Source organism: Marinobacter antarcticus, from assembly GCF_900142385.1.
Lineage (GTDB): Bacteria > Pseudomonadota > Gammaproteobacteria > Pseudomonadales > Oleiphilaceae > Marinobacter > Marinobacter antarcticus.
On sequence record NZ_FRAQ01000005.1, the window covers coordinates 1 to 24670 of the forward strand.

The window sequence follows — 24670 nt, forward strand, 5'->3', positions numbered from 1 at the left end:
CAAAAGGGCGTATGCGGTATTAATCCGAGTTTCCCCGGGCTATCCCCCACTACTGGGCAGATTCCTAAGCATTACTCACCCGTCCGCCGCTCGACGCCTGGTAGCAAGCTACCATCGTTTCCGCTCGACTTGCATGTGTTAAGCCTGCCGCCAGCGTTCAATCTGAGCCATGATCAAACTCTTCAGTTTAAATCATACAAGATCCGAAGATCTCAATTCTTGCTCAAGACAAAACTCAATGTTCGACGAGTCGCTTGCCTTGGTATTTCTTGTCGAAATACTCCAGCCAGCGCCCACACGAATTACTTGGTTAATTTGTTAAAGAGCGTTTGAGCCGTGGCTCAATCAAGGTGGCGTATTCTACATCGTATCGCCGCCTTGTCAACCGTTTAATTAAAGAAACTTGAAACTCGCTTTCTTCAATACTTTCAAACAGTTGCCCTTCTCAGATCATCCCGCCTCAGCGGTGTGTCCCTCGAAGGAGATGCGCATTCTACAGACACACGCAGTTCTGTCAACGGCCATTTTCAATTAATCCTGAAGGATTTCGGTTTCCACCTATGAAATCGCCAAAACGAGGAGGAAACCGCTCAAAAATCGTACTACTTCTTTAGAGCTTTACTTATCAGCCTTGACGGACCGACGCGGCTTTCCACGAAACAGCGAACGAACAGGCCCAGATAAAGCATAAATCAGGAAACCGGTGAAAAGCACAGTAGCCGGATCCAGGGCAATCACTACGAAAATCAGAACCACAAGCAGAATCGCAGCGAAAGGCACACGCCCACGGAGATCAAGATCCTTGAAGCTGCGATACAGAACGTTGCTGACCATCAGTACGCCCGTGCCGCCCACAACCACAATGGTCAGGAAGGTGAGCCAGGCCGAGGGCTCAAACGCGTGAAAGCACCACACCAAGCCAGCAACACATGCCGCAGCGGCCGGGCTGGGCAGACCGACGAAGAACTTTTTGTCCACGGAGCCAATCTGCGTATTGAATCGCGCAAGACGCAGCGCTGCACCGGCAACGTATATAAACGTAATAGCCCAGCCGATTTTATCCAGCCCGTTCAGCGACCAAAAGAACGCAACGAATCCGGGTGCGACACCAAACGCAACCATATCTGCGAGACTGTCGTACTCTTCACCAAACTTGCTCTGCGTGTTGGTCATGCGGGCAACACGCCCATCAAGCCCATCGAGAATCATGGATACAAAGATTGCAATCGCAGCGTTATCAAAAACGCCGCCCGCTGCAGACACAATGGCGTAGAAGCCAGAGAACAACGAGGCTGTTGTAAGTGCATTAGGCAGAAGGTATATCCCCTTCCTGCGCACTGGAGCCCCCTCGACCAGCTCCTCTTCTATAACCTCGCCAGGCTCGACATCACATTCGGCCGTTGCACTGGAGGCGGGTTCTGGCTCGTTTGCCCGGGAACCCAATTCGGCATCTTTTCTTTCTTCAGTCATTCCCACTACTCCGGAAAGCATTTGGGCGAAGTATATACGAAAAACGCGGCCACCCGGGCCGCGTTTTGTTAAACCAGGCGGAACTCCGATTAGTTTTTATCCTTATCCACGATCTTGTTGGCAGAGATCCACGGCATCATTCCGCGAAGCTTCTCACCTGTCACTTCAATCTCATGAGCGGCGTTCTGACGACGACGCGCAGTCATGGATGGGTAGTTGAGAGCACCTTCGGAGATGAACATCTTCGCGTACTCACCACTCTGGATACGCTTTAGTGCGTTGCGCATGGCTTCACGAGACTGCTCGTTGATAATTTCCGGGCCAGTCACATACTCGCCATACTCTGCATTGTTGGAGATGGAGTAGTTCATGTTGGCGATACCGCCTTCGTACATCAGGTCTACAATAAGCTTCAGCTCGTGCAGGCACTCAAAGTACGCCATTTCCGGAGCATAACCTGCTTCGGTCAGGGTCTCAAAACCGGCCTTTACCAGCTCAACCGCACCACCGCACAGAACCGCCTGCTCACCGAACAGATCGGTTTCAGTCTCGTCCTTGAAGGTTGTCTCGATGATACCCGTACGTCCACCGCCGATGCCGCTGGCATAAGACAGCGACAGGTTCTTGGCGTTGCCTGAAGCATCCTGGAAGATCGCAATCAGATCAGGAATACCGCCGCCATTCGCGAATTCGGTGCGAACGGTGTGGCCCGGAGCCTTAGGGGCAATCATGATAACGTCCAGGTCTTTGCGCGGAACAATCTGGTTGTAATGGATTGCAAAGCCGTGAGCAAAGGCCAAAGTAGCACCCTGCTTAAGGTTGGGCTCGATTTCGGCCGCGTACAACTGGGACTGAAACTCATCCGGAGTCAGAACCATAACCACGTCAGCCGCAGCAACCGCAGATGGCACATCACTGGTCTTCAGACCATAGGCCTCTGCCTTGGAAATAGAGGAAGAACCAGGGCGCAGACCGACGGTCACATCAACACCGGACTCTTTCAGGTTGCACGCATGAGCGTGGCCCTGTGAGCCAAAACCGATGATGGCAACCTTTTTGCCCTGAATGATGGAAAGATCGCAATCCTTATCGTAATAAACCTGCATGAGTAACCTCTGTTATTTGTGATGGCCTGTTAAAAGGCCAGAACGTTCGTAAAAAATGAAACGACTTAAAGGCTCAAAACCTTCTCGCCCCTGGCGATTCCGGAAACGCCGGAGCGAACTACTTCGAGCACACCCGACGTTCCGATAGCCTGAATAAAGCCATCCAGTTTGTCGCTATTGCCTGCTAACTGAACGGTATAAACCGAACTGGTAACATCAACAATCTGGCCCCGGAAAATATCCACGGTGCGTTTGATTTCGGCACGCTGAGACCCTGTTGCTTTCAGCTTGACCAGCATCAGCTCCCGCTCGATGTGGGGGCCCTCCGTCAGATCCACCAGCTTGACCACTTCAACGAGCTTGTTGAGCTGCTTGGTGATCTGCTCAATAACCCGATCCGAACCGGACGTTGTAACCGTTAGCCGGGACAAGGTTTCATCCTCGGTAGGCGCGACGGTCAAGGTCTCGATGTTGTAGTTGCGCTGCGAAAACAGCCCGACTACGCGGGACAGGGCGCCCGGTTCGTTTTCAAGCAACACAGAAATGATTCGACGCATGTTCACACCCTCTCCGTCTTGCTGAGCCACATATCTTTCATGCAGCCGCGGGCCACTTGCATCGGATACACGTGCTCGAAGCGGTCAACCTGAATATCCACGAAAACCAGCCTGTCTTTCATAGCCAACGCTTCTTTGAGCTTCGATTCCAGATCTTCTTTCTTATCGATCCGGATACCCACGTGACCATAGGCTTCCGCCAGCTTGATGAAGTCTGGCAATGATTCCATGTACGAATGAGAATGTCGGGACTCGTAGTTCATGTCCTGCCACTGCCTCACCATGCCTAAAGACCCGTTGTTCAGGTTGATGATTTTAACCGGCAGCTTGTATTGATTGCAGGTGGACAGCTCCTGGATGTTCATCTGGATACTGCCTTCACCGGTAATGCACAGCACTTCGTCGTCCGGGTGAGTCAGCTTGACGCCCATAGCTGCTGGCAAGCCGAACCCCATAGTGCCGAGGCCTCCCGAGTTAATCCAGCGATTGGGTTTGTCGAACTTGTAATACTGGGCAGCAAACATCTGATGCTGACCCACGTCGGAAGTGACGAATGCATCTCCGTTCGTCAGGCGACACAGCATTTCAACCACTTCCTGAGGCTTTATTACATCCGGACTGGTTTCATAACGCATTCCGTGGAACGCGCGCCATTCGTCGATCTGCTTCCACCAGGAGACCAGCGCTTCAGCATCCGGCTTTTCCTTGCTCTCTTTAACCAGCGCTAGCATTTCCTTGAGAACCGCATCAACCGGCCCGACAATCGGGACGTCTGCATCGATCGTCTTGGAGATGGATGCCGGGTCAATATCGATATGAATGATCCGGGCACCGGGGCAAAACTTCTCAGTTGCGTTGGTAACGCGGTCATCAAACCGGGCACCAACGCACAGGATCAGATCCGAATGGTGCATCGCCATGTTGGCTTCGTATGTTCCGTGCATACCCAGCCAGCCTAGATGCTGTTTGTCGCTCGCCGGATAGCAGCCGATACCCATCAGAGTGTTGGTGATCGGAAAACCCAGCTTGCGCACCAACTCTGTCAGCTGTTCGGAAGCCTTGCCGAGGATGACACCGCCACCGGCATAGATAATCGGCCGACGTGCCGCCAGCATCATGTCTACCGCTTTTTTAATCTGGCCTGCGTGACCACGTATCGCCGGATTGTAGGAGCGCAACTTGACCTTTTTCGGGTAAGCGTATTCAAAGCGCTCATTCGGCGCGGTCATATCTTTGGGGATATCCACAACGACAGGCCCAGGACGCCCAGTCGACGCCAAGTAATACGCCTTGCGGATAATTTCCGGAATTTCTGAGGGGTGACGCACGCTGAAGCTGTGCTTAACCACAGGCCGGGACACACCAATCATGTCGGTTTCCTGAAAGGCATCTTCGCCAATCAGTGTAGACGCAACCTGACCGCACAGAACCACCATGGGAATGGAGTCCATGAACGCTGTAGCGATACCAGTAATGGTGTTGGTGGCTCCAGGACCGGAGGTCACAAGCACGGTTCCCGGCAGTCCGGAGGCGCGCGCATAGCCGTCAGCCATGTGCACCGCTGCCTGCTCGTGCCTTACCAGAATGTGTTTGACCTTGTCCTGCCTGAACAGCGCATCATAAATATGAAGGGCTGCACCACCCGGATAGCCGTATATGTACTCGATCCCTTGATCCTGCAGGGAACGAATCAGCATATCGGCACCAGACAATAACTCCACGATGTTTTACCCTCTTCTACGAGTGAATGAGCCGGGCAAACGCCCGGTTGCCTGGATTCACGGTTTCCCTGCTTCTTTTGAAAGCGGAACCGGCTGCAGCTCCACACCTTGTTAAGAGGTTGTTTCCTGGCCAGCCGCCCTCCTGAGGGTTGCGGAGAACGGCCAATCGACGGGTTGCACGTAAGCAACAACCATTCCGCGACAAATGCGCGGCACGCTCAGTGTGGTAAATAACGGGGGATACTTGCACGGGATTGCCTGCCGTATAAACCCCAGTCTTCAGGCAATTGGTAATTCTGACAGCGCGAAACTCCCTGTCAATAGCCTCTGTTGCTTTCGGTGCCCATACTGGCTAGTGGTCTGGCATAATTATCCGCAACTCAGTTACGTAGATTTGAACCAGGCAGAAGAAAATGCCTCGCGCAAATGGCATTATAGGTAAACATAAAACAAAATAACGGGCCCGGATTTTCAGGTTACTGACCTGCCCGGGGGTAGCACACACACCACGAGTAGAGTCATGAACAGAAAAACCCTGATGCTGACACTATTGATGACCGTAGCACCCGGCATGGCAATGAGCGCCTCGGTGTACAAATGGACGGACGAAAATGGCATAACGCATTTTGGTGACCGCCAGCCTGTGGGCGCCAGTTCTGAGACGGTTAACGTTCGCTCCGGCACGTCTTCCGGAGCCGCTACCAGCCGCTCCAGCCCCCAAAAGCGTCTCGGCGAGCTTCAGGAGCAGCAGCAGAACGAGGCTGACCGTGAAAAGGAAACCGCGGTCGAGGCAGCGCGTCGCAAACAACGTGAAGCTAACTGCGAAAACGCTCGCTCAAACCTGAAAGTCATAGAGAGCAACGCGCGTATCCGTATCCAGGAAGATGGCGAAATGCGCTATCTGAGCCCGGAAGAAATCGCAGAACAAAAAGAAAAACTGGAAGAAATTGCAGCTGAAAACTGCAAAGCAGAAGATCAGCAGTAAACGCAGAAAAAAAGGGTGAGAGCTACAGCTCTCACCCTTTTTATTATCAACTCCACTCAAGCCTTTTTGAACTCCAGCTTGCTTCCATCCACAGTGGTCAGAATTGTGTCACCGGCAACGAAGTCACCCTGCAACAGCCTCTGTGCCAGCGGGTTTTCAATCATTCGCTGAATCGCCCGCTTGAGTGGCCGTGCGCCGTAAACCGGGTCGTACCCGACTTCTGCCAGCAGATCCATGGCAGCATCGTCCAGCTCCAGCTTCATGTCCTGTTCCTGCAGGCGCTTGCCAAGAACCTCTATCTGGATTTTCGCGATACCATGAATCTGGCTTCCAGCCAGCGGATGGAACACAACCACTTCGTCCACACGGTTAATAAACTCAGGGCGGAAGTGTGTACCCACCTCCTCCATCACCGCACTCTTCATGGACTCATAATTCTCTTCGCCGGCCTTCTGCTGAATAATGTCCGAGCCAAGGTTCGAGGTCATGACGATTACTGTATTACGGAAGTCCACTGTGCGGCCCTGACCATCCGTAAGACGTCCGTCATCAAGCACCTGGAGAAGTATGTTGAATACATCCGGGTGCGCCTTTTCAACTTCGTCGAGCAGAAGTACAGAGTATGGACGACGACGAACGGCTTCGGTGAGGTATCCACCCTCTTCATAACCGACATAACCCGGCGGCGCACCAATCAGACGGGCCACGGAGTGCTTCTCCATAAACTCCGACATATCGATGCGTACCATGGCGTCGTCGGTATCGAAAAGGAACGAAGCCAAAGCTTTGCACAGCTCGGTTTTACCCACACCGGTTGGCCCGAGAAACAGAAACGATCCATTAGGCCTGTGCGGATCTGCAAGGCCCGCCCGGGAGCGGCGAACGGCGTTCGATACGGCCTCTACAGCCTCATCCTGACCAATAACCCGGCTATGCAGATCATCTTCCATGCGCATAAGCTTGTCGCGTTCGCCTTCCAGCATTTTGGATACCGGAATTCCCGTCCACCTGGAAACAACCTCGGCAATTTCTTCGTCGGTGACGCGATTACGCAGGAGCTTCATTTCCATCATTTCAGCCTGGCTCGCCATATCCAGCTGACGCTCCAGCTCCGGTATGTGGCCATACTGCAATTCAGACATCTTGCCCAGATCGCCTGCACGGCGGGCAGTTTCCAGGTCAATACGGGCCTGCTCGAGCTGGCTCTTGATCTTCTGAGATCCGTGCAAAGCAGCTTTCTCGGTATTCCAGACTTCTTCAAGGTCAGCGTATTCCCGCTCAACATCCAGAATGACGCTCGACAGCTCCTCCAACCGCTTCTTTGAGGCCGGATCAGTCTCTTTTTTCAGCGCTTCCCGCTCAATCTTGAGCTGGATCAGACGGCGCTCCAGACGATCCAGGGGCTCTGGCTTGGAGTCCATTTCCATGCGAATCTGGCTGGCCGCCTCATCGATCAGATCAATGGCTTTATCAGGCAACTGGCGGTCGGTGATGTAGCGTTGGGACAGTTTGGCGGCAGCAATAATCGCTCCGTCAGTCACTTCTACGCCGTGGTGTACCTCATAACGTTCTTTCAGACCACGGAGGATCGCAACGGTGTCCTCTTCAGTCGGCTCGGCCACCAACACCTTCTGGAAGCGACGCTCCAGGGCGCCATCCTTCTCAATATTCTCACGGTATTCATTAAGAGTGGTGGCGCCGACGCAGTGCAACTCGCCGCGCGCCAGAGCTGGCTTGAGCATATTGCCAGCATCCATAGAGCCTTCGGCTTTACCGGCACCCACCATTGTATGAATTTCGTCGATGAACAGGATGATCTGACCTTCCTGTTTGGTAAGCTCGCTCAGCACCGCCTTCAGGCGTTCCTCGAACTCACCCCGGAACTTGGCGCCGGCAATCAGAGAGCCCATATCCAGAGACAAGACCCGCTTGTTCTTGAGACCTTCGGGCACTTCCCCATTAACAATCCGCTGAGCCAGACCTTCCACTATTGCGGTCTTACCCACGCCAGCTTCACCGATCAGTACAGGGTTGTTCTTGCGACGACGCTGCAACACCTGAATAGTGCGACGAATCTCGTCGTCACGACCGATGACCGGATCAAGCTTCCCGGCTTCAGCGAGTTCAGTCAGATCGATAGTGTATTTCGACAAAGCCTGGCGGTTTTCCTCGGCCCCGGCGTCATCAACAGTTTCGCCTCCACGCACGGCACTGATCGCCTTTTCCAGCGCAGCCTTGTCCACGCCCTGCTCACGCAGTACACGGCCAAGCGTGCCACGATCTTCCAGGGCCGCCATTAGCATCAGCTCACTGGAGATAAACTGGTCTTTGCGCTTCTGCGCCAGCTTGTCGGCAATATTGAACAGACGCCCCATATCGTTGGACATGGCGACGTCGCCTGCGCTGCCGCTTACTTCCGGCAGATTCTCGATTTCCTGCGCCACAGCCTGACGTACCCGGCCGGGCTCTGCCCCTGCCTGCTTCAGGAGCGGCTTAATGGAGCTGCCCTGCTGATCAAGCATCGCCTGCATAAGGTGCAGAGGCTCAATAAAGTTATGATCCTTGCCAACAGCCAGAGACTGGGCATCCGCCAGTGCGGCCTGCAAAAGACTGGTGAGTTTGTCGATTCTCATGAACTCGTCCCCCGATTTGTTCGGCCGATGCGATCAGTTATTGTGCATTCGGCTTTCTTTGAGTACTAATGTAGGGGCAATCGGGAGAAGTTCAAGGTCAACGCATACGGCAAATGTCAGAAAATTGACACACCTCAGATTTTCCAGATCACCGTTGCCATACGGCCAGTCTGACCATCGCGGCGATAGGAATAGAAGCGCTGACTGTCGGTAACCGTGCAAAAGTCACCACCAGAGATATTTTTGACGCCCAGCCTTTCAAGCCGTTGTCGGGCAAGACGATATATATCGGCCATATAATGACCTTCCCGGGCTCCCACCGCGCTGAAAGCCGCCTCTGCCTGCGGGTCCTGCGCTATAAAAGCTGCTTTGACTTCTGGCCCGACCTCAAACGCCTGCGGGCCTATGGCAGGTCCAAGCCAGGCCATTAACGTATTACCCGGCAAGGCCATACGGGCGACCAGGTTTTCCAGTACTCCGCCACAGAGGCTGCGCCAGCCGGCGTGAGCAGCTGCCACCGTGGTTCCATTCTGATCACAAAGAACGACAGGCAAACAGTCTGCGGTAAGAATGGCACAGGCGATATTGGTTACTCGGGTAAAACTTGCATCCGCTTCCGGGACAACAGTGACGTCTCCTGCAGGCAGGTTAATGACCTCAGTGCCGTGGACCTGATTCAGCCATCCGAAGGCATCGGCCGGAAGGCCGCAAACATTGGCCAGCCTCATGCGATTTTCCAGCACATGCTCCGGCGCGTCACCTACGTGATCACCCAGATTCAGGCTGGCCCATGGGTGCTGACTGGCGCCGCCCGCCCGGGTAGTGCACACCGCGCGGATGTTCGCAGGCGCCGGCCAGTCCGGGCGAATAAGTGTTAGATCAGCGGTAGCTTCAGAACTCATTACTCTCCAATTCCTGAACGTGCTTACGTAACGCCGCGAGCAAGACTAGGAAATCCTCCGGCAAAGGCACATCCCAGCTCAGAATTTCTCCGGTTTCCGGATGTTCCAGCGTGAGCTGGCGTGCATGTAATGCCTGCCGGTGAAACGCCGAGAGCACTTCACGCAGCTCTTCCGTTGTACCCTTCGGCAAACGCAAGCGACCACCATAGAGCGGATCACCGACCAGAGGGTGCTTTACATGAGCCATGTGCACACGAATCTGGTGTGTGCGACCGCTTTCAAGCTTGCAGCGCACATGGGTATGGGCGGCGAATCGCTCAATCAGGCGATAGTGGGTTACCGCAGGCTTACCGCTGTTGACCACACCCATTTTCTTGCGCTCATGGGGATGGCGACCAATGGGCGCATCCACTGTGGCACCGCCCGTCAGGGTGCCAACAACAACTGCCTCGTACTCGCGCCCCATAGTTCGGGTCTGCAACTGGCCAACCAACGAGGTGTGAGCAATCAGACTACGAGCTACCACCATGATACCGGAGGTGTCTTTATCGAGACGATGGACGATACCGGCACGGGGCAGATTCTCCACCTCCGGAGCATAGTTCAGTAGTGCGTTCACCAGCGTGCCGTCAGCGTGGCCTGCGGCAGGATGAACAACCAGACCAGCAGGCTTGTTGATAACAAGCAGATGTTCGTCCTCATAGACAACATCCAGACTGATCGCTTCGGCCTGCCAGGTCACTTGAGCCTCAGGCTCGGCATCAAGCTCCAGCCGGTCGCTCAGCATCACCTTGTCTCTTGGCTTACGAACTTCTCCGTTTACCGTTAGCGCACCGCTGCGAATCCAGGACTGCAGGCGCGAACGCGAATGCTCGGGCATGAGTTCTGCCGCAGCCTGATCCAAACGCCGGTCACTCAGCGCAGACGGCACAGAAAAACTGGCAGTTATTCGGTTTTCAGATGACATTAAGCCCCCGGGGCCTGTGTGTGTTACGTTTCGGTCAGTATATTTGCAACTAACGGGGGGTGCGCTCTGCATGAATCCACATGAGGCTGCACATGAGGCGAGTTCCCCGCTACAATGACGCACTCGAATTTATCGACATTATACGGGATTCCGGCATGAGATCAGGTTTTCGTTTACTGCTACTTTCCACGCTGATTGTACTGATCAGTGCCTGCGCATCTAACAAGCAGGAGGAAGTGTTGCCGGAAAAGACCTATTACGACAACGCCCGCCAGGCAATGAACTCCGGCAACTTCAACGAATCCGAGCAGAATCTTGATTCTCTGGAAACCTACTATCCTTTCGGCCGATACGCCGAACAAGCGCAGCTCGATCTTATTTATGCCCGCTACCAGAACCTGGATCTTGAAGGCTCCAGAGCGGCAGCAGATCGCTTCTTGCGCCTGAACCCCCAGAGCGAGCATGCTGATTATGCACTTTATATGCGCGGGCTAGCTTCCTACAACCTTGATATAGGCTTGGCTGCACGCTACCTCCCGATTGATGTCGCAGCCCGGGACGCCGGAGAACAGCAGCAAGCATTCCGTGATTTCAGCGAGCTGCTGAACCGCTATCCGGAGAGCGAATACGCTGCCGATGCCCGCCAGCGCATGATTGCAGTTCGAAACCGAATGGCAGAACTGGAGCTTTACGCCGCTCGCTATTACATCAAGCGCGAAGCTTACGTGGCTGCCAACAACAGAGCGCGTTACGTTATAGAAAACTTCCCCTCATCACCATTCGTTGAAGAGGCTATCGTTATCCTGGCAGAAACCTTCGACTTCCTGAAATTCAAAAAGGGCTCTCAGGATGCGGTCGCTCTGCTTCGCCAGAACTTCCCGAAAAGCGATGCGTTCAACAGTGACGGCGAGTTTGAGGCAAACCTGCTGAAGCGCGAGAACCGCTCACTCTCTAGCGTGGTTACCTTCGGGCTTATGGGCGACGAATAACCCGAAAGAAACCCGGGGCCCTTTCGTTAGTTGCCGCTTTTCCAGCCACTGGTAATGGGATAGCGGCGATCCTTTCCAAAACCGCGCTCGGTGATCCGAACCCCGATCGGTGCCTGCCGGCGCTTGTGCTCATTGATATCCACCAGGCGGATAACACGACTGACGTCCGCCTGATCAAAACCTTCCGCAACAATCGCATCGGCGCTGAAATCCCGCTCAACATACAGGTTCAGAATCTGATCCAGCACATCGTAACCCGGAAGGCTGTCTTCATCTTTCTGGTCCGGAGCCAGCTCCGCTGAGGGAGGACGCGTTATCACCCGCTCAGGAATCACCGGAGACACGGAATTACGGTACCAGGCGAGGCGAAATACCAGCGTCTTGGGCACATCCTTGAGCACGTCGAAGCCACCGGCCATATCACCATAAAGGGTGGAGTACCCAACGGCCATTTCGCTTTTATTGCCGGTAGTGAGTACCAGCGAGCCAAACTTATTGGAAAGCGACATCAACACAATACCCCGGATACGGGCCTGCAAGTTTTCCTCTGTGGTGTCAGGCGTTGTGCCCTCAAACGGAGCCGCGAGCGTCGCCATGAACGAGTCGTACATCGGCTCTATGGAATACACATCGTATTGAATGCCCATCGCCACCGCCTGAGCTTCTGCGTCTTCAAGGCTGATATCCGACGTATACCTGAAGGGCATCATCACGGCCCGGACGCGTTCCGGTCCCAGTGCGTCCGACGCCACGGCGAGGGTTACAGCGGAATCAATCCCCCCGGAAAGCCCAAGCACAACAGATCTGAAACCATTTTTGTTTACATAATCGCGCACACCGGTCACAAGCGCATTGTAGACGTTTGCCTCCAGCGAGGGCACGGCAGGCGATGGCCGGGAAGCCGGCTGACAATGATGGTCACACAGGAAATCTACCGGGAACAGGCCCTCTATGAACTGTGGTGCTTCCACAGCAAGAGTACCGGAGTGGTCGTAAACCATCGAACCACCATCGAACACAAGCTCATCCTGGGCGCCCACCAGATTCACGTAGACAATACTCACCCGATTCTCACGTGACTTGCGCTCAAGCAGCGCCTTTCTCCGCGCCTGCTTACCGATATCATAGGGTGAGGCGTTCAGATTGATGATCAGCCGCGCACCAGCAGCTGCAGAGTCTTCCACGGGGCCGTCCGACCAGATATCTTCGCAAACCGTGAGGCCCACTGGTACGCCACAGATATTGACCACTGCCGCATCCGCTCCATCACCAAAATAACGCTTCTCGTCAAACACCTGGTAATTGGGCGGAAATCGCTTGAAGTAACGACCCGTAATTTTGCCACTTTCGATCACCACAGCCGCGTTGTAAAGCAGGCCACCACTGCGAAGAGGTGCTCCGATAACGATCGCTGCGCCAATCTCTGCACTTTGCAGACGCTCCAGCGCCTCACTCACTCTGAGATCCATGCTGGGGCGCAGCAACAAGTCTTCCGGCGGATATCCGGTGATGCAAAGCTCAGGGAAAACAACGATATCTGCCTCGTGCTCTGATTGGGCACGCTTCGCTGCCTCAATAACCAGCCCGGTGTTACCGGGAATATCCCCCACCAGAAAATCCATCTGCGCCATCACTATCCGCAACTTGCGGTACGATGTACTCGAAATCGGGGTGCTCCCGGGAACAGACATAGATTGGCTCCTGTAACTCATTGCCACGAAAAGGCTATTATAACCCCGCACAGACCCTGATTTCTTCCGCTCAACAACGGATTTTCGAAAACCATGGCGACAGATTCGGTAGCAGCAGTCAGTACCGGCAAAAGAACACCCGGCTTTCAGCAAGCCAAGCTGTTTCGCATCTACAATCATTATCGGGTTGTGATCAGCTTGATGCTGGTGGCGTTGCTGTTTGTCGACCCAGTCAATTTCGACATTCATTTCCGGCTTCTGGATTACTACCAGCTTGGCGTGATGGGCTATCTCGCTCTGAACACTTTTATCGCGTTCACCATGCTGGCTGGCTTTCAGCCAGGGCAACGACATATCACCTTATCGATTCTGCTGGATATTCTGATCCTGCACGGGCTGCTATTTGTCAGTACGGGCATCACTAACGGGCTTGCCAACCTCGTTATTGTTTCTGTGGCTGCCGGCAACATTCTTACCCCCAGCCGCATGGGCACTTTCTATGCGGCGCTTGCGGCAATCTGCTCACTCAGCATTTCGGGCTGGGCGGCCCTGACTCTTGGCGGCCCCGGCGATGATATCGTGCGTGCCGGCTCCCTTGGCATCCTGTATTTTGCTGCAGCGTTTATCTTGCAGAACATTTCACGACGAATGATGAGCAGTGAGGCACTGGCGAGCAGCCGGGCACAAAGCATTGTAGAGCTGGAACACATCAACCAGCAGATCATCCAGCGCATGCGCACCGGTATTCTTGTGCTTGACCGGTATGGCCATATCCGCCTGGCGAATGCTGCCGCCGAAGAATTGCTGTTTGGAATCCCAACAGATACGGGAATGCCCGCAACTCGATCCCGGGCCCTGCCCCAGCCCCTCAAATCAGGCCTGGATGCGTGGCTCAAAAATCCGGAAAAACGCACAGAACCGTTTCAACCGGCACCCACCTCCCCCCTGCTGCAAGTCAACTTTACCCCGCTTGATCAGGAGCGTGGCGATCAGATTCTGGTATTTATCGAAGATATGAGCAAAGTGACGCAGCAGGCCCAGCAGATGAAGCTGGCCTCTCTCGGCCGGCTGACTGCCGGTATTGCCCATGAAATCCGCAACCCGCTCGGGGCCATCAGCCACGCAGCCCAGCTCATGGAAGAATCTCCCCATCTGGATAGCGGCGACGCACAGATGCTGGGCATCATCCGCCGCCACTCCCGCCGCGTGAACGGTATTATCGAGAACGTGCTGAGCCTTTCCCGGCGCAAACCGGCCAATGCCGATCTGGTTGATGTAGGCAGCTGGCTGACAGAGTTCAGAACCGATTTCCTCCAGACCCAGGAAAACGCTATCCCAGCCACCGTTATGACATTAAACACCGTATCGGCTATACCCGAAGCGCGGTTTGATAAAAGCCAGATCGAACAGGTGATGGTGAACCTGTGTGATAATGGCTTGCGCTACAGCCACCAGCATACCGGTGAACGCAAAATAGAGCTGTGTGCAGGCGCCACTGCAGATGGAGAGCGAGCTTACGTGGATGTAAGGGATTTTGGCCCAGGTGTGGCTCCTGGCTCAAGCCAACTGGTTTTTGAGCCGTTTTACACTACCGACAAAGGTGGCACAGGCCTTGGGCTTTATCTCGCAAGGGAACTGTGCGAGGCTAATCAGGCCCATTTGTCCCTCGTGGACGACGACCAAACCGGCTGCTGTTTCCGCATTACCTTTGCCCACCCAGGGCGAATGATCTGACATGGAACCGAAAAAACAAGATGACCACTCACACAGCGCTGATCGTTGACGACGAACCCGACATTCGGGATCTACTTGAAATCACCCTAACCCGCATGGGCATTAAGACCCTGACCGCGCAGGATCTTACCAGCGCATTCAAACTGCTGGAACAGCATACCCCGCAGCTTTGCCTGACAGACATGAACCTGCCAGACGGCAATGGCATCGAGCTGGTTCAATGGATTCAGCAACACCGACCAGACACGCCTGTTGCCGTTATCACCGCGTATGGCAACATGGATACGGCGATCGAATCCCTGAAAGCCGGCGCGTTTGACTTTGTTTCCAAACCGGTTGAGCTCTCCCGGCTCAGAGAACTGGTAAACAGCGCCCTCAAGCTTGCGAAACCCGGCGCCAACAATGATGACACTGCTGATGAGCCCGGCCTTCTGCTCGGCAACTCCGCGCAAATTAAAAAATTACGCAACCAGACCCGCAAGCTCGCCAGGAGCCAGGCACCGGTATTTATAAGCGGCGAGTCAGGTAGTGGGAAAGAGCTGGTGGCGCGGATGATTCACCTTCAGGGCCCTCGCAGCGACAAGCCTTTCGTTGCCGTAAACTGCGGCGCGATTCCTTCAGAGCTGATGGAAAGTGAGTTTTTCGGGCACAAAAAAGGCAGCTTTACGGGTGCCGTCGAAAACAAAGACGGGCTATTCCGCTCCGCCGACGGCGGCACATTGTTTCTGGACGAAGTAGCCGACCTGCCCCTCGCCATGCAGGTAAAACTGCTACGCGCCATTCAGGAGAAAGTGGTACGCCCGGTAGGCGATACCAAAGAGCTGCCCGTCGACATACGGTTACTGAGTGCAACCCACAAAAACCTGGCAGAACTGGTTCAGGAAGGAAGCTTCCGACAGGATCTCTTTTACCGGATTAACGTGATCGAGCTGGCTGTTCCTCCGCTAAGGGATCGCAAAGACGATATCGCACTTCTAGCCAATCACATCCTTGAACGCATTGCCCGGGAATACGAATGCGATACGGCAACGCTCACCCAGGACGCAATTGACCGGTTGAAAGAGCATGATTTCCCCGGCAACGTGCGGGAGCTGGAAAATATTCTTGAGCGCGCTTTTACCCTGTGTGACGCCGAGAAGATCAGTGCTTCCGACCTGCACCTCGGAAATGGCCTGCCGACCGAGGCTGGCAATTCAAATGACGGCGCTACTGCAAGCGCCAGCCCAGCTCTGGTACCCGAGGGTGATATTGATCTGGAGGGTTATCTGGAATCGATCGAGCGGCAGGCTATTGAAAAAGCTCTGGAAGCGACTCGTTGGAACAAGACGGCAGCGGCTAAGAAGCTGGGAATCAGCTTTCGGGCGTTGCGGTATCGATTGAAGAAGTTGGGAATGGAGTGATTTTCAAGGTGGCTTGAAAATCAAATGGCAGCGGCACGCAGGACGCGTTCGCTATATAACTGTTATTACATGGATGTTGAAAAATGTTTGCTCACAAAAATCGTGGCTTTTCGCTTTTAGAATTAATGATTGTAGTGGCTGTCGCTGCAATACTGATAAATATGGCACTACCCTCATTCACTTCTTTTATAAATAGTCAGGAGCGACGAGGTGCTTTGCATGATTTGATGGGTGTGTTTGCATTTGCCAGGCAGCATTCAGTAATGAACGGAGCAATTGTGACCGTCTGCCCGCTTGATACCACTGGCACTTGTGGCAAGGACTGGAACGACGACATTCACGTTTTTCTAGACCCGGACAACACCAGAAAACTGATCGCGAATGAAAGACTTCTCAGAACAATCTCGCCAAGCGGCAACGGAAGGCTTGTAGCCCGCTCGCTAAACCGAAGCTTTTTTCAGTTCAGGCCCACCGGATTCATCCACAGTGACTTGGGTAACATTACGTGGTGCCCGGAATCACGGGACGCTTCGCTCGCTGGCCAGATTATAATCAGCAGAGGCGGCCGGGTTAGAATCGCTAAGGATACTGATAACGACGGTATCCCGGAGGACTCAAAAGGCCGACCAATAAGTTGCTAACTGTCTTACCAACAATTAGTCCCGGACGTTGATGTTTTGGCCCCTGTTTGAGTCAACCTCAACGTCCCGCAATCATCGCTCGTCTGATCGCCTGCCGGAACGGCCTGTACCGAGAAAGCATTCGCCGCCACAGCGCCGTTAAAACTGAAGTTATAAAAAGCCGTTCCGTTACGGGGGGACTGGGTAAATGGCAATACCGGCTGATTGCCCCCCTCAAGATAAGAGAAGTCTGCCGAATATTGCCTTTCCATCCATTGCGCGAGCTCCATCAAATCAGCCTGGGCCGTCGCCCTGCGAGTCTGCCTGACATTGTCCAGATAGGATGGATAAGCGATTGCGGCAATGATGCCAATGATTGCGACGACAATCATCAGTTCAATCAGCGTAAATCCGTCTTCCCGGCGATGGTAGCGTGTGTTTAGGTCAACGTTCAAAGCGTATCCACTCCGTGTAGCACCAGACGCCCGCTATCCTCTTCGCGCTCAGCATCAATATTCAGCAAGCGTTGGCCCTCCCGCAAAATCGCCATCGCACTGCCTGCTGAAACCGTCTGGTTGTCAATAGTAATTGAGCCTTCTAGGAAATACTCGTTGTCATCTATGACCACTCGATCGTCTTCCGGGTAGATGGCATCAAGTACTGCGCCTTGACGACGCCCCTCGGCTCCTAGATCGTTAATGCCTTGAAAACCGTCATCTAGTCTATCCTGTGCCACGGAGCCTAGGCTCCAGGCACCCAACGACATAGCAACAATGATCGCAAGTAATACTCTCATGCAGTTATCCTCTGTTATCTGATCTGCGACGCTTCAAGCTGCTTTACTCATTGATCAGCTCATTCCAGCCACGGCGCCCGGCGTTGATTACAGCCCCGCTAAGCGGTGGAATCTCTACAACGTCTACAGGATCTTTGCTGTCACTGCCTGGGGTAAAGCGGAAATTACCCAGAATAGTGGACTGATTCGGAAGACCACTGCTTTGGTAACCAGCAACCTTAGCTCCAAATTTGAGGAATGCACGTTTTTCCGGACTCCGTCCGTCCAGCCCAAACGCCATCAACCAACCTCTGCCACCACCCAAGCAAGGGTTCTGATCCGGAATCATAGTATTCAGATACAGAAACTCTCCACGAACCTGTGCACTGACCACAGCTCTTTCGCCGCTTGTAGGTAGATCAACGTACCAGCCCTTCGTCGTTGTAAAGTCCATCTTGTCGCCAGTCGAATAGCGAACGTTGGCGGTCGTTGTATCTGGTAACGTCAGAGCTCCTTCCACGATACTGCGAGACTCCAGACCACTGCGAGTTAATCCCGAGCTGCCTCTGTCCCAGATACCGTATACAGATTGGGTACTATTCGATGTAACGTCATTAGCTTCCAGGTACTTGCCGGTACCAAAATAAATCATAAGGTTCGGCAGGTTGCCGGCACGGGGCATGGTCTTGTTCGCCGCCGCAACTGGCGCTGCAGTAATCGCCTGGTTCGTCTGTGTGGTGAAAACAGGTTCCGGAGAACCACTATTATTATAGGCCGAAGCCCAAGTCCCGGCACTGCTCAGACTTGCAGCCCAGAGGTTGCCATCCAGATCACCGGCATAGACGCGGTCTACCAGATAATCGCCCGTAGTATCCAGCGCTGTCAGTGGAGAGAGGCCATCGCCACCAGATTCAAACTCGACGTAACGAACGTCGCCCGTATCCCAACTCCCGTCCATTCCACCTTCAATATCAAGCATGAAAAATCCGGTACTGGCAGTATCCGAGTTATACCCATTGGATACAAAGGCTGTCCAGCGTGCATCCGTACCCCACTTGGTCATACCAATCACCGGAGCCTGCGTGACATAGCCCATGCGCGCATTGTCGGTGCCGGCAAACTCCCAGAGTATGATTTTTTCGGCGTTTGCTTCAGTGAAGCCAGAAGGATCTGTGATATCCATTGCAAAGATACCTTTTGCGCCAGCGCGGCCGCCACCTACTATGATGCTTCTCCAATCCTCATCTGTAGTCAGCGTCCCATCGGCCTCCTTGCCTTTGGTAAAGATATCCTGCTGACGTATTTCCAGATCCACGTAATACCGATGTTGATACCCCGGATCTGTCAGGAAGTGGAGCCCTGCATTGTTTGCTGTCGAGTTGTAAACAAACTCAGGAATGTACGCGAGCACCTCATCACCGCCACTCACTGTTCCCTTGAAACCATGTAGCATGCCGTCGTTTGATCCGGTATACACTACCGGTGTGCGGGTCTTGTTGCTGGTTACAAAATCGGAGAAACGCTTTGACGTAGATCCAAAAGGCGCTGTATCTGGCCATATTGCGCGGGGCTCGCCAACAAACTCGGGCGAAGAATTAACGATTGACCCCAGCCGGCTACCACGCTTGCGCCATCCGGTAGTTCCGTCGAGAGACTTGTCCCCTCGGATATAGTCGAGCCGTTGCTCGGCAACGGTATCCCCTACGCTGCCATACCGGAGATCATTTTTCTGTGCATTTGATAAATCAGTCCAGCGAAAGCCTTTAGCGCCGTTGCCATAGGTAACAATTACCCTGTCATCAGTCGCCAGGTCACGGTTGTCCAAGATGGTCCTTGCGGACCAGCCGTCCCCGTTTTTAACCGCCTCGTTGATATCTGGTACAACCGGGCTGTTGGTGCCACCCAGTTTGGCCGCTTTCAGGTCACCCGTCCAGCCGTTGGGGTCAAACTGAGATGCGAAGATCAGTGCGCCTTGCTGGAAAGAGGAAACATCGAATTCAACAGCCGTGGAAGAACCAGCTTCCGCAACAATGGCTCCAACGGTTCCGGCGAGTTCAGTTGCGAATTTCTCGGGATCAGCAGCGCTAAAGAACCCGCCTCTTCCGTTAACCGCCGCGTGGAGCATATCATTTACTTTGTCTTCATTTGATGTTCCGCCCCACCAGTCGATATAGGTTCCGCTTTTAATAGCATTGAACGCCGCGACAGGATCAACAGACCCCTCTACACCTAGGCCCACAGTATAAGTCGCCATGTGCTGCCAGAATGCTGGATTCTTTTCGGAGGTCGGTACGTAGTTGGTTATGTCCGTTCTCAAGTCACGCTTCCAGTAATGCATCGCGACATCGGCTAGCGTATAAGCACCTCTTCCATCTACAAACGGATCACTCGCAATATACTTGAACGAGTCACCTCTGTTATTAGATATGTCAGACCCATCGTTATCATCTGCCTGATAAACAGATGATGCTGGGTTGCTACCGTTGTAATAACCATCTGACATCAAAATCGTGTAGGCAAGCCGGCATTCTCTGACAGGATTTGTGCCACTCACAGCCTCTTCCGGATCATCCGACCAAGCGCGCTTGCTGCCTTCGTAATACTCGCCGGCGCCCTCCAGAGCGCGTCTCAAAGGCGTGCCGCCACTCGAGGGAGCATCATAGAGCCAATCGAGAAAATCCTCCCTTCTCTCGGTCGTGTATTCCCTTATGCCTTCTTGAACAGCGCGAACGCCAGAGGCGCCGTCAACTGTATGGGAGCCATAGTTAATACGCCCCCATCCAAGGCGAAAGCTTGTGGGCAGATTGTAGAATGCCCCACTGATACCCGCCCTCGCCGCTTTCACGCGCGTATTGTAGTACGAGTACCAATTTGCGAAATTCGTTTGTTCACTAGCAGATAGATTATTAACCGAAACATGGCTATAACAACTGTTTTGCCTGGGGTTTGCGTCACAGGATGTCGAACTATTGAAGACCCAGTAAAAACCACCACCCTCGACATTATAGTCTCTGATCGCAAACTTATTGCTCAAGTTGTTTGTGCCACTACCGCTGTCATATCCATTCTCGGGAGCGGATGTATAAGAGGAATCAGGTAAGGATCCAGTTCCGTCAGCCTGAAGTGGTGGGCTGTATGTAACGTTGGGGTTGAACCATACCTTGTTTACTTTTGAAGAGTAGTAGTATGGATAATCCGCGTCCTTTCCGTCCTGATAATACGAACTACCTTGGCTTGACTGTATATTATTATAGCCACTGAGGTCATCCGGCATATATTCCCAGCCCATAGAACCCGAATCGTCCAGTATAAACATCAGGTTCGGCGCCACAGCACTCCCGATAAACAAAGGTTCCTGCGCAAAGTCAGGCCGGGCGGAATAACCCGCTGTAGGAAGAACAAGCAAAGCAGCGGATAGCATAGCTTTCAGGTTAAACGTGTTCATGGATTACCTCCTCCCAACCCACCGGGCTGAAATACATAAAAACCCTCAAGCAAGCGCATGCTCGAGCCAGACGGCCCGGCTGTTCTTACAAGGATGCGTGCGTAATCAAACTCTGCCGGGCCTGCAGCACCGTATTGGCTGAAGTCCCGAGGCAACTGTCCTTCGGAATCCACAGTTACCTTGCCTTTGTACTCAAACATGAACTGCGGGGTCACGCCGTTTACAGCCGTCCCGTCACCTGCATTGTCGGGGTCACCTGTGTCCGGAACCCAGGTCTTTTTGATGAAAGGTGACGGCACCGTTATGCTGGTATCCGTGCCATCGTAAAAACCGGTTGTTACGCCAAAATCTGTCAGATCGGAGAGGCCATCCAGTGTTGCTTCAGCCTCACGCATTGCAGTTTCTGCAATTTCCAGTGCGAGCATACCGTCTCTCTGGGCTGTCGACATACGCTCCTGCATGATGCTGCCCTGCATCCCGGAAACCGCGAGAAGTGTCAATACCAGCAAGATCACCAATGACAGCAACAGCACTGCACCCTTCTGTTTATTCACTATTCGCATGTTTATGTCACCCTGCTAGAACGGATTTCTGAGAGCATTGGTAAATGTATATACCCGATACATCCGCCGGTCTGCCGGCGTTGTCAGTTTGCTTGCATCTGCAACACAGTCTTCCCAGCCCGGAAAACAATAAGCTTGGGCGCTGTCCATAATATTGTCGTTCGGCGCCGCAACCAGAAGGCTTACCTCCACCGCAAGCACATTGTCCCAACTGGTGACAGCCGAGGCCGCGCGCCAGTTCTGTACGCCTGTAGTTACTGTGCCTTCGCCAAATCGCACGTTCATATCTTCAACACCTGCGACCAGCTCAATGTCTACTCCGCTGGCCTGTCTCATGAAAAGGGAGCTCCCCCCATCAGCGGCATTACCAATGAAATAGGCTTCGCTGTATGGCTGAAAAATCTCTGTACCGCGCTGGTAAACTGCACTCAAGCATGATCCGGCCGTCGTGCAACCAAGGGGGACGTTCGCACTCAGGTCATTACCTGGAGAACCGCTGCCGTTCGTCCCGGCACCTTCATCCGCTTTTAGCTGAATATTACTGCCGACAGCATTCAACTCAGAAATCTCGAAAATATCGCCCATTTCACAGTTGGTTATGAATATCATCTCATTCACTGCAAGACCGCCAGCATCGGCAAGCACTATATTGTCAGTGGCCGTCATATCGGCCTCGAGTTTGACGATCGCACCGGGGCGGCTTACCCCGGTGATGTTTATGAAGTCTGTACCCGCAACGGCCGCGGCAGGTCGTTCAGCACCGGTTGCAGACACTCCCAGCGTATCAAAGCCATGCAGCACTGCATCATACTCACCATCAGAGCTGTCGAGATTGTTGGTAATACCATTGACGGGATAGCAACCAAAAAAGCCAGCATTGCGTATCGCACGGGACAGTATGTCGGTTGCGATCCGTCCCGATTCCAGAGATCTTGCCGAGGATTCGTTATGACGAAACGACTGGCTGTTAGATGTGAAAACCTGGACAAGACCCACGCTTAAAAGCGTGCCGAGCAATAACGCAATCATTAGCTCGATTAGCGACAACCCTGTTTGTGTACCCGGGCTAGCTGGAAGAAGGAAGAAGCGCTTCATTTACAATCTCGCATCCAAAGTAAGAGTTTGGGTTGCCAGGCCATTATTCGCAGCGAAGGGGTCTCGCTCTGTCCATGTTATCTCCACCTCAGCGACAGTTGAGGTTCCGTTCATGGTCACCTTGAGATCGGCCCCCGATCCAAGATTCGCCAGCATCTGCGTTTTCAGCACCGATAGCTGACCTGCAGTCAGAGTTACTCCTCCGTTCGACCGCAATCTTTCTGCAACAGTCTGGGCATACATAGTGGCTTCAGAGCGAAGCGTCGAGTTAACGGTTTGCTGCATGGATACCAATTGAACACCCGCCACACCCAACAGGCCAATTCCGAGTATCAGAACTGCAATAAGCACCTCTATCATGGTAAATCCACGCTGAGGTTTTCCGGATAACAGGGGTTTTATCATCATGACAACCTCATTATGGACAAGTGATCCGGGCCGATCTGATCTGGCCGCCAGCCGTTATTCTTATCCTGGTTCCATCTTCACCAGAAGCCCTGCAGACATTAAACTCGGAGCCACCACCCAGCAACAAGCCGGTTGCACCGAATCTTGGGTTGCCGCCGCTGGTCAGAGCGATCGTAAATTGGCCCGAAGCGCCCTCGAATTCGCTGATCACTGTTCCATCATCTTCAACAATCTCATAACCATTGGTAAAAGTCGTATCCGGCACCAATGACCTGGGCGCACCTGACCGTACGGCCTCAGCGCGCGCCATATTCAGCGCTCCTACCACATCGTTGTTGGTTGTAGTGAGCTGATTACTTTCTATCACCCTGGAGAAGCTCGGTACTGCAATAGCAGCAACAACCCCCAACACTGCCATGAGTACAAGCAGCTCTATCAGCGTGAAACCATTTCTGAACTTGCCAGACATAGACTCGTCATCCTGTTCTTTTAATCAGAGGATAATCAGACTGCCACAATCATGCTATCGCGGCATGACAGACGGACATTCGGAGGGGATAAACGGTAGCGGGGTGTTCAAAACCAGACTTGGGTCACAAAGCCTCCGCGCGCCATTGAGTGCATTTTCTATCAAGAGTCGTCAAAAAACAGTGTCAAGAAACATTAGTAGCATCAATCCGCAATTCCTTAGGCATCGAGAACACAATGTTCTCCTCACGCCCGGCAATCTCCTCTGGCACGCTGCCTCCAAGATCCCGCAGGCGGCCAATCACGTCGTTGACCAGCACTTCCGGGGCTGAAGCGCCGGCGGTAACGCCGATGAAGGACTTGCCGTCCAGCCATTGCGGATCAATCTGGGAAGCTTCGTCGATCAGGTAGGCCGGGGTGCCCATACGCTCCGCCAGCTCGCGCAAACGGTTGGAGTTTGAACTGTTGGGTGAGCCAACAACCAGCATAAGGTCGCAGTCACCGGCCAGTTGCTTCACCGCATCCTGTCGGTTCTGAGTGGCGTAGCAGATGTCGTCTTTGCGCGGGCCTTCGATCTCGGGGAATCTCTCACGCAATGCGTCGATTACACGTGCGGTGTCGTCCATGGAAAGCGTGGTCTGGGTAACATAGGAGACATGTGCCGGGTCGTTCACTTCCAGGCGTGAGACGTCCTCTTCATTCTCAACCAGGTAAATATCGCCGCCGGTACTGTGATCGTACTGGCCCATGGTGCCTTCCACTTCCGGATGGCCGTGGTGCCCGATCAGCACGCACTCGCGGCCATCGCGGCTGTAGCGCATGACTTCCAGGTGCACTTTGGTGACCAGCGGGCAGGTGGCGTCGAACACTTTGAGACCGCGGCGGGCAGCTTCGCTCTGCACAGCCTGGGATACGCCGTGAGCGCTGAAGATGACCAGTTTGTCGTCTGGCACCTCATCCAGTTCGTCCACAAAGATGGCGCCGCGATTACGCAGATTATCAACAACAAATTTGTTGTGTACCACCTCGTGGCGCACGTAAATCGGCGCACCGAATACGTCCAGAGCGCGATTTACGATCTCGATAGCGCGATCCACGCCTGCACAAAAGCCACGGGGGTTTGCCAATCTTATCTGCATAG

The 24670-nt window shown here is 53.6% G+C and carries 21 protein-coding genes and 1 rRNA gene; 5 read left to right on the forward strand and 17 right to left on the reverse strand.

Annotated features, from left to right (window positions below; genetic code table 11):
- The 5 genes from BUA49_RS16385 to BUA49_RS16405 all read right to left on the reverse strand — a co-directional run.
- Positions 1-189: ribosomal RNA gene (locus BUA49_RS16385) — 16S ribosomal RNA — on the reverse strand; the annotation flags it as partial.
- A gap of 429 nt (positions 190-618) precedes the next feature.
- On the reverse strand, positions 619-1470 hold the full coding sequence (gene pssA, locus BUA49_RS16390; protein WP_072799546.1) for a CDP-diacylglycerol--serine O-phosphatidyltransferase: 852 nt from the start codon (positions 1468-1470) through the stop codon (positions 619-621).
- A gap of 89 nt (positions 1471-1559) precedes the next feature.
- On the reverse strand, positions 1560-2576 hold the full coding sequence (gene ilvC / locus BUA49_RS16395) for a ketol-acid reductoisomerase (protein ID WP_072799548.1): 1017 nt from the start codon (positions 2574-2576) through the stop codon (positions 1560-1562).
- 65 nt (positions 2577-2641) lie between these two features.
- Entirely contained in the window at positions 2642-3133 is a 492-nt protein-coding gene (ilvN, locus tag BUA49_RS16400) for an acetolactate synthase small subunit (protein WP_072799550.1), read from the reverse strand.
- Between the two features lie 2 nt (positions 3134-3135).
- Positions 3136-4854, reverse strand: a complete 1719-nt coding sequence (locus tag BUA49_RS16405; protein ID WP_072799552.1) for an acetolactate synthase 3 large subunit — start codon at positions 4852-4854, stop codon at positions 3136-3138.
- Between the two features lie 520 nt (positions 4855-5374).
- On the opposite strand from BUA49_RS16405, the gene BUA49_RS16410 reads away from it, so the two are divergent.
- Complete coding sequence (locus tag BUA49_RS16410) at positions 5375-5839, forward strand: DUF4124 domain-containing protein (RefSeq protein ID WP_072799554.1); 465 nt, start codon at positions 5375-5377, stop codon at positions 5837-5839.
- A gap of 56 nt (positions 5840-5895) precedes the next feature.
- Here BUA49_RS16410 and clpB read toward each other — a convergent pair whose 3' ends face one another.
- The 3 genes from clpB to rluD all read right to left on the reverse strand — a co-directional run bounded on the left by clpB (position 5896) and on the right by rluD (position 10341).
- Complete coding sequence (clpB, locus tag BUA49_RS16415; RefSeq protein ID WP_072799556.1) at positions 5896-8472, reverse strand: ATP-dependent chaperone ClpB; 2577 nt, start codon at positions 8470-8472, stop codon at positions 5896-5898.
- A 134-nt stretch (positions 8473-8606) separates the two neighbouring features.
- Positions 8607-9374 carry a peptidoglycan editing factor PgeF gene (pgeF, locus tag BUA49_RS16420; protein ID WP_072799558.1) on the reverse strand — a complete coding sequence of 256 codons (768 nt, stop codon included), beginning with the start codon at positions 9372-9374 and terminating at the stop codon, positions 8607-8609.
- Entirely contained in the window at positions 9364-10341 is a 978-nt protein-coding gene (gene rluD, locus BUA49_RS16425; protein WP_072799560.1) for a 23S rRNA pseudouridine(1911/1915/1917) synthase RluD, read from the reverse strand. The genes pgeF and rluD overlap by 11 nt, the downstream gene beginning before the upstream one ends.
- Before the next feature lie 155 nt (positions 10342-10496).
- Between rluD and BUA49_RS16430 the strand changes: the two genes are divergently transcribed.
- A complete protein-coding gene (locus tag BUA49_RS16430) occupies positions 10497-11330 on the forward strand; it encodes an outer membrane protein assembly factor BamD (protein ID WP_072799779.1) in 834 nt (277 codons plus the stop codon).
- A 26-nt stretch (positions 11331-11356) separates the two neighbouring features.
- Here the strand turns inward: BUA49_RS16430 and BUA49_RS16435 are convergent, their stop codons facing one another.
- Positions 11357-13021: an NAD+ synthase gene (locus BUA49_RS16435; RefSeq protein ID WP_072799562.1), complete on the reverse strand. Its 1665-nt coding sequence runs from the start codon at positions 13019-13021 to the stop codon at positions 11357-11359.
- Between the two features lie 93 nt (positions 13022-13114).
- Between BUA49_RS16435 and BUA49_RS16440 the strand changes: the two genes are divergently transcribed.
- The 3 genes from BUA49_RS16440 (at position 13115) to BUA49_RS18300 (ending at position 16796) form a co-directional block, all read left to right on the forward strand.
- Positions 13115-14755, forward strand: coding sequence for a sensor histidine kinase (locus tag BUA49_RS16440; RefSeq protein ID WP_072799564.1), 1641 nt, complete (start codon positions 13115-13117; stop codon positions 14753-14755).
- A 20-nt stretch (positions 14756-14775) separates the two neighbouring features.
- Positions 14776-16155, forward strand: a complete 1380-nt coding sequence (locus BUA49_RS16445) for a sigma-54-dependent transcriptional regulator (RefSeq protein ID WP_072799566.1) — start codon at positions 14776-14778, stop codon at positions 16153-16155.
- An 83-nt stretch (positions 16156-16238) separates the two neighbouring features.
- Positions 16239-16796 (forward strand): GspH/FimT family pseudopilin, encoded by a 558-nt coding sequence (locus BUA49_RS18300; RefSeq protein WP_072799568.1) that lies wholly within the window; start codon positions 16239-16241, stop codon positions 16794-16796.
- A gap of 5 nt (positions 16797-16801) precedes the next feature.
- Here BUA49_RS18300 and BUA49_RS16455 read toward each other — a convergent pair whose 3' ends face one another.
- The 8 genes from BUA49_RS16455 to ispH all read right to left on the reverse strand — a co-directional run bounded on the left by BUA49_RS16455 (position 16802) and on the right by ispH (position 24668).
- Positions 16802-17230 carry a type IV pilin protein gene (locus BUA49_RS16455; protein ID WP_072799570.1) on the reverse strand — a complete coding sequence of 143 codons (429 nt, stop codon included), beginning with the start codon at positions 17228-17230 and terminating at the stop codon, positions 16802-16804.
- The gene (locus tag BUA49_RS16460; protein WP_072799572.1) at positions 17227-17571 is read right to left on the reverse strand and encodes a hypothetical protein; all 345 of its coding nucleotides are present in this window, start codon (positions 17569-17571) and stop codon (positions 17227-17229) included. The genes BUA49_RS16455 and BUA49_RS16460 overlap by 4 nt, the downstream gene beginning before the upstream one ends.
- Positions 17572-17614: 43 nt before the next feature.
- Positions 17615-20995, reverse strand: coding sequence for a pilus assembly protein (locus BUA49_RS16465; protein ID WP_072799574.1), 3381 nt, complete (start codon positions 20993-20995; stop codon positions 17615-17617).
- Positions 20992-21558 (reverse strand): pilus assembly PilX family protein, encoded by a 567-nt coding sequence (locus BUA49_RS16470; protein ID WP_072799576.1) that lies wholly within the window; start codon positions 21556-21558, stop codon positions 20992-20994. Before BUA49_RS16470 ends, BUA49_RS16465 begins: the two co-directional genes overlap by 4 nt.
- A 15-nt stretch (positions 21559-21573) precedes the next feature.
- On the reverse strand, positions 21574-22653 hold the full coding sequence (locus BUA49_RS16475; protein WP_084063615.1) for a PilW family protein: 1080 nt from the start codon (positions 22651-22653) through the stop codon (positions 21574-21576).
- Positions 22654-23061, reverse strand: a complete 408-nt coding sequence (pilV, locus tag BUA49_RS16480; protein WP_072799579.1) for a type IV pilus modification protein PilV — start codon at positions 23059-23061, stop codon at positions 22654-22656. It abuts the gene before it with no gap.
- A gap of 10 nt (positions 23062-23071) precedes the next feature.
- Positions 23072-23530, reverse strand: coding sequence for a GspH/FimT family pseudopilin (locus tag BUA49_RS16485; RefSeq protein ID WP_072799581.1), 459 nt, complete (start codon positions 23528-23530; stop codon positions 23072-23074).
- A gap of 184 nt (positions 23531-23714) precedes the next feature.
- Positions 23715-24668: a 4-hydroxy-3-methylbut-2-enyl diphosphate reductase gene (gene ispH, locus BUA49_RS16490; RefSeq protein WP_072799583.1), complete on the reverse strand. Its 954-nt coding sequence runs from the start codon at positions 24666-24668 to the stop codon at positions 23715-23717.
- Positions 24669-24670: the final 2 nt, after the last annotated feature.

What these genes read in the sequence shown, in the direction of transcription:
- pssA (WP_072799546.1), bottom strand. Translation starts at nt 1,470, where the DNA reads ATGACTGAAGAAAGAAAAGATGCCGAATTGGGTTCCCGGGCAAACGAG.
- ilvC (WP_072799548.1), bottom strand. Translation starts at nt 2,576, where the DNA reads ATGCAGGTTTATTACGATAAGGATTGCGATCTTTCCATCATTCAGGGC.
- ilvN (WP_072799550.1), bottom strand. Translation starts at nt 3,133, where the DNA reads ATGCGTCGAATCATTTCTGTGTTGCTTGAAAACGAACCGGGCGCCCTG.
- BUA49_RS16410 (WP_072799554.1), top strand. Translation starts at nt 5,375, where the DNA reads ATGAACAGAAAAACCCTGATGCTGACACTATTGATGACCGTAGCACCC.
- clpB (WP_072799556.1), bottom strand. Translation starts at nt 8,472, where the DNA reads ATGAGAATCGACAAACTCACCAGTCTTTTGCAGGCCGCACTGGCGGAT.
- pgeF (WP_072799558.1), bottom strand. Translation starts at nt 9,374, where the DNA reads ATGAGTTCTGAAGCTACCGCTGATCTAACACTTATTCGCCCGGACTGG.
- rluD (WP_072799560.1), bottom strand. Translation starts at nt 10,341, where the DNA reads ATGTCATCTGAAAACCGAATAACTGCCAGTTTTTCTGTGCCGTCTGCG.
- BUA49_RS16430 (WP_072799779.1), top strand. Translation starts at nt 10,497, where the DNA reads ATGAGATCAGGTTTTCGTTTACTGCTACTTTCCACGCTGATTGTACTG.
- BUA49_RS16435 (WP_072799562.1), bottom strand. Translation starts at nt 13,021, where the DNA reads ATGTCTGTTCCCGGGAGCACCCCGATTTCGAGTACATCGTACCGCAAG.
- BUA49_RS16440 (WP_072799564.1), top strand. Translation starts at nt 13,115, where the DNA reads ATGGCGACAGATTCGGTAGCAGCAGTCAGTACCGGCAAAAGAACACCC.
- BUA49_RS16445 (WP_072799566.1), top strand. Translation starts at nt 14,776, where the DNA reads ATGACCACTCACACAGCGCTGATCGTTGACGACGAACCCGACATTCGG.
- BUA49_RS18300 (WP_072799568.1), top strand. Translation starts at nt 16,239, where the DNA reads ATGTTTGCTCACAAAAATCGTGGCTTTTCGCTTTTAGAATTAATGATT.
- BUA49_RS16460 (WP_072799572.1), bottom strand. Translation starts at nt 17,571, where the DNA reads ATGAGAGTATTACTTGCGATCATTGTTGCTATGTCGTTGGGTGCCTGG.
- BUA49_RS16465 (WP_072799574.1), bottom strand. Translation starts at nt 20,995, where the DNA reads ATGAACACGTTTAACCTGAAAGCTATGCTATCCGCTGCTTTGCTTGTT.
- BUA49_RS16470 (WP_072799576.1), bottom strand. Translation starts at nt 21,558, where the DNA reads ATGCGAATAGTGAATAAACAGAAGGGTGCAGTGCTGTTGCTGTCATTG.
- BUA49_RS16475 (WP_084063615.1), bottom strand. Translation starts at nt 22,653, where the DNA reads ATGAAGCGCTTCTTCCTTCTTCCAGCTAGCCCGGGTACACAAACAGGG.
- pilV (WP_072799579.1), bottom strand. Translation starts at nt 23,061, where the DNA reads ATGATGATAAAACCCCTGTTATCCGGAAAACCTCAGCGTGGATTTACC.
- BUA49_RS16485 (WP_072799581.1), bottom strand. Translation starts at nt 23,530, where the DNA reads ATGTCTGGCAAGTTCAGAAATGGTTTCACGCTGATAGAGCTGCTTGTA.
- ispH (WP_072799583.1), bottom strand. Translation starts at nt 24,668, where the DNA reads ATGCAGATAAGATTGGCAAACCCCCGTGGCTTTTGTGCAGGCGTGGAT.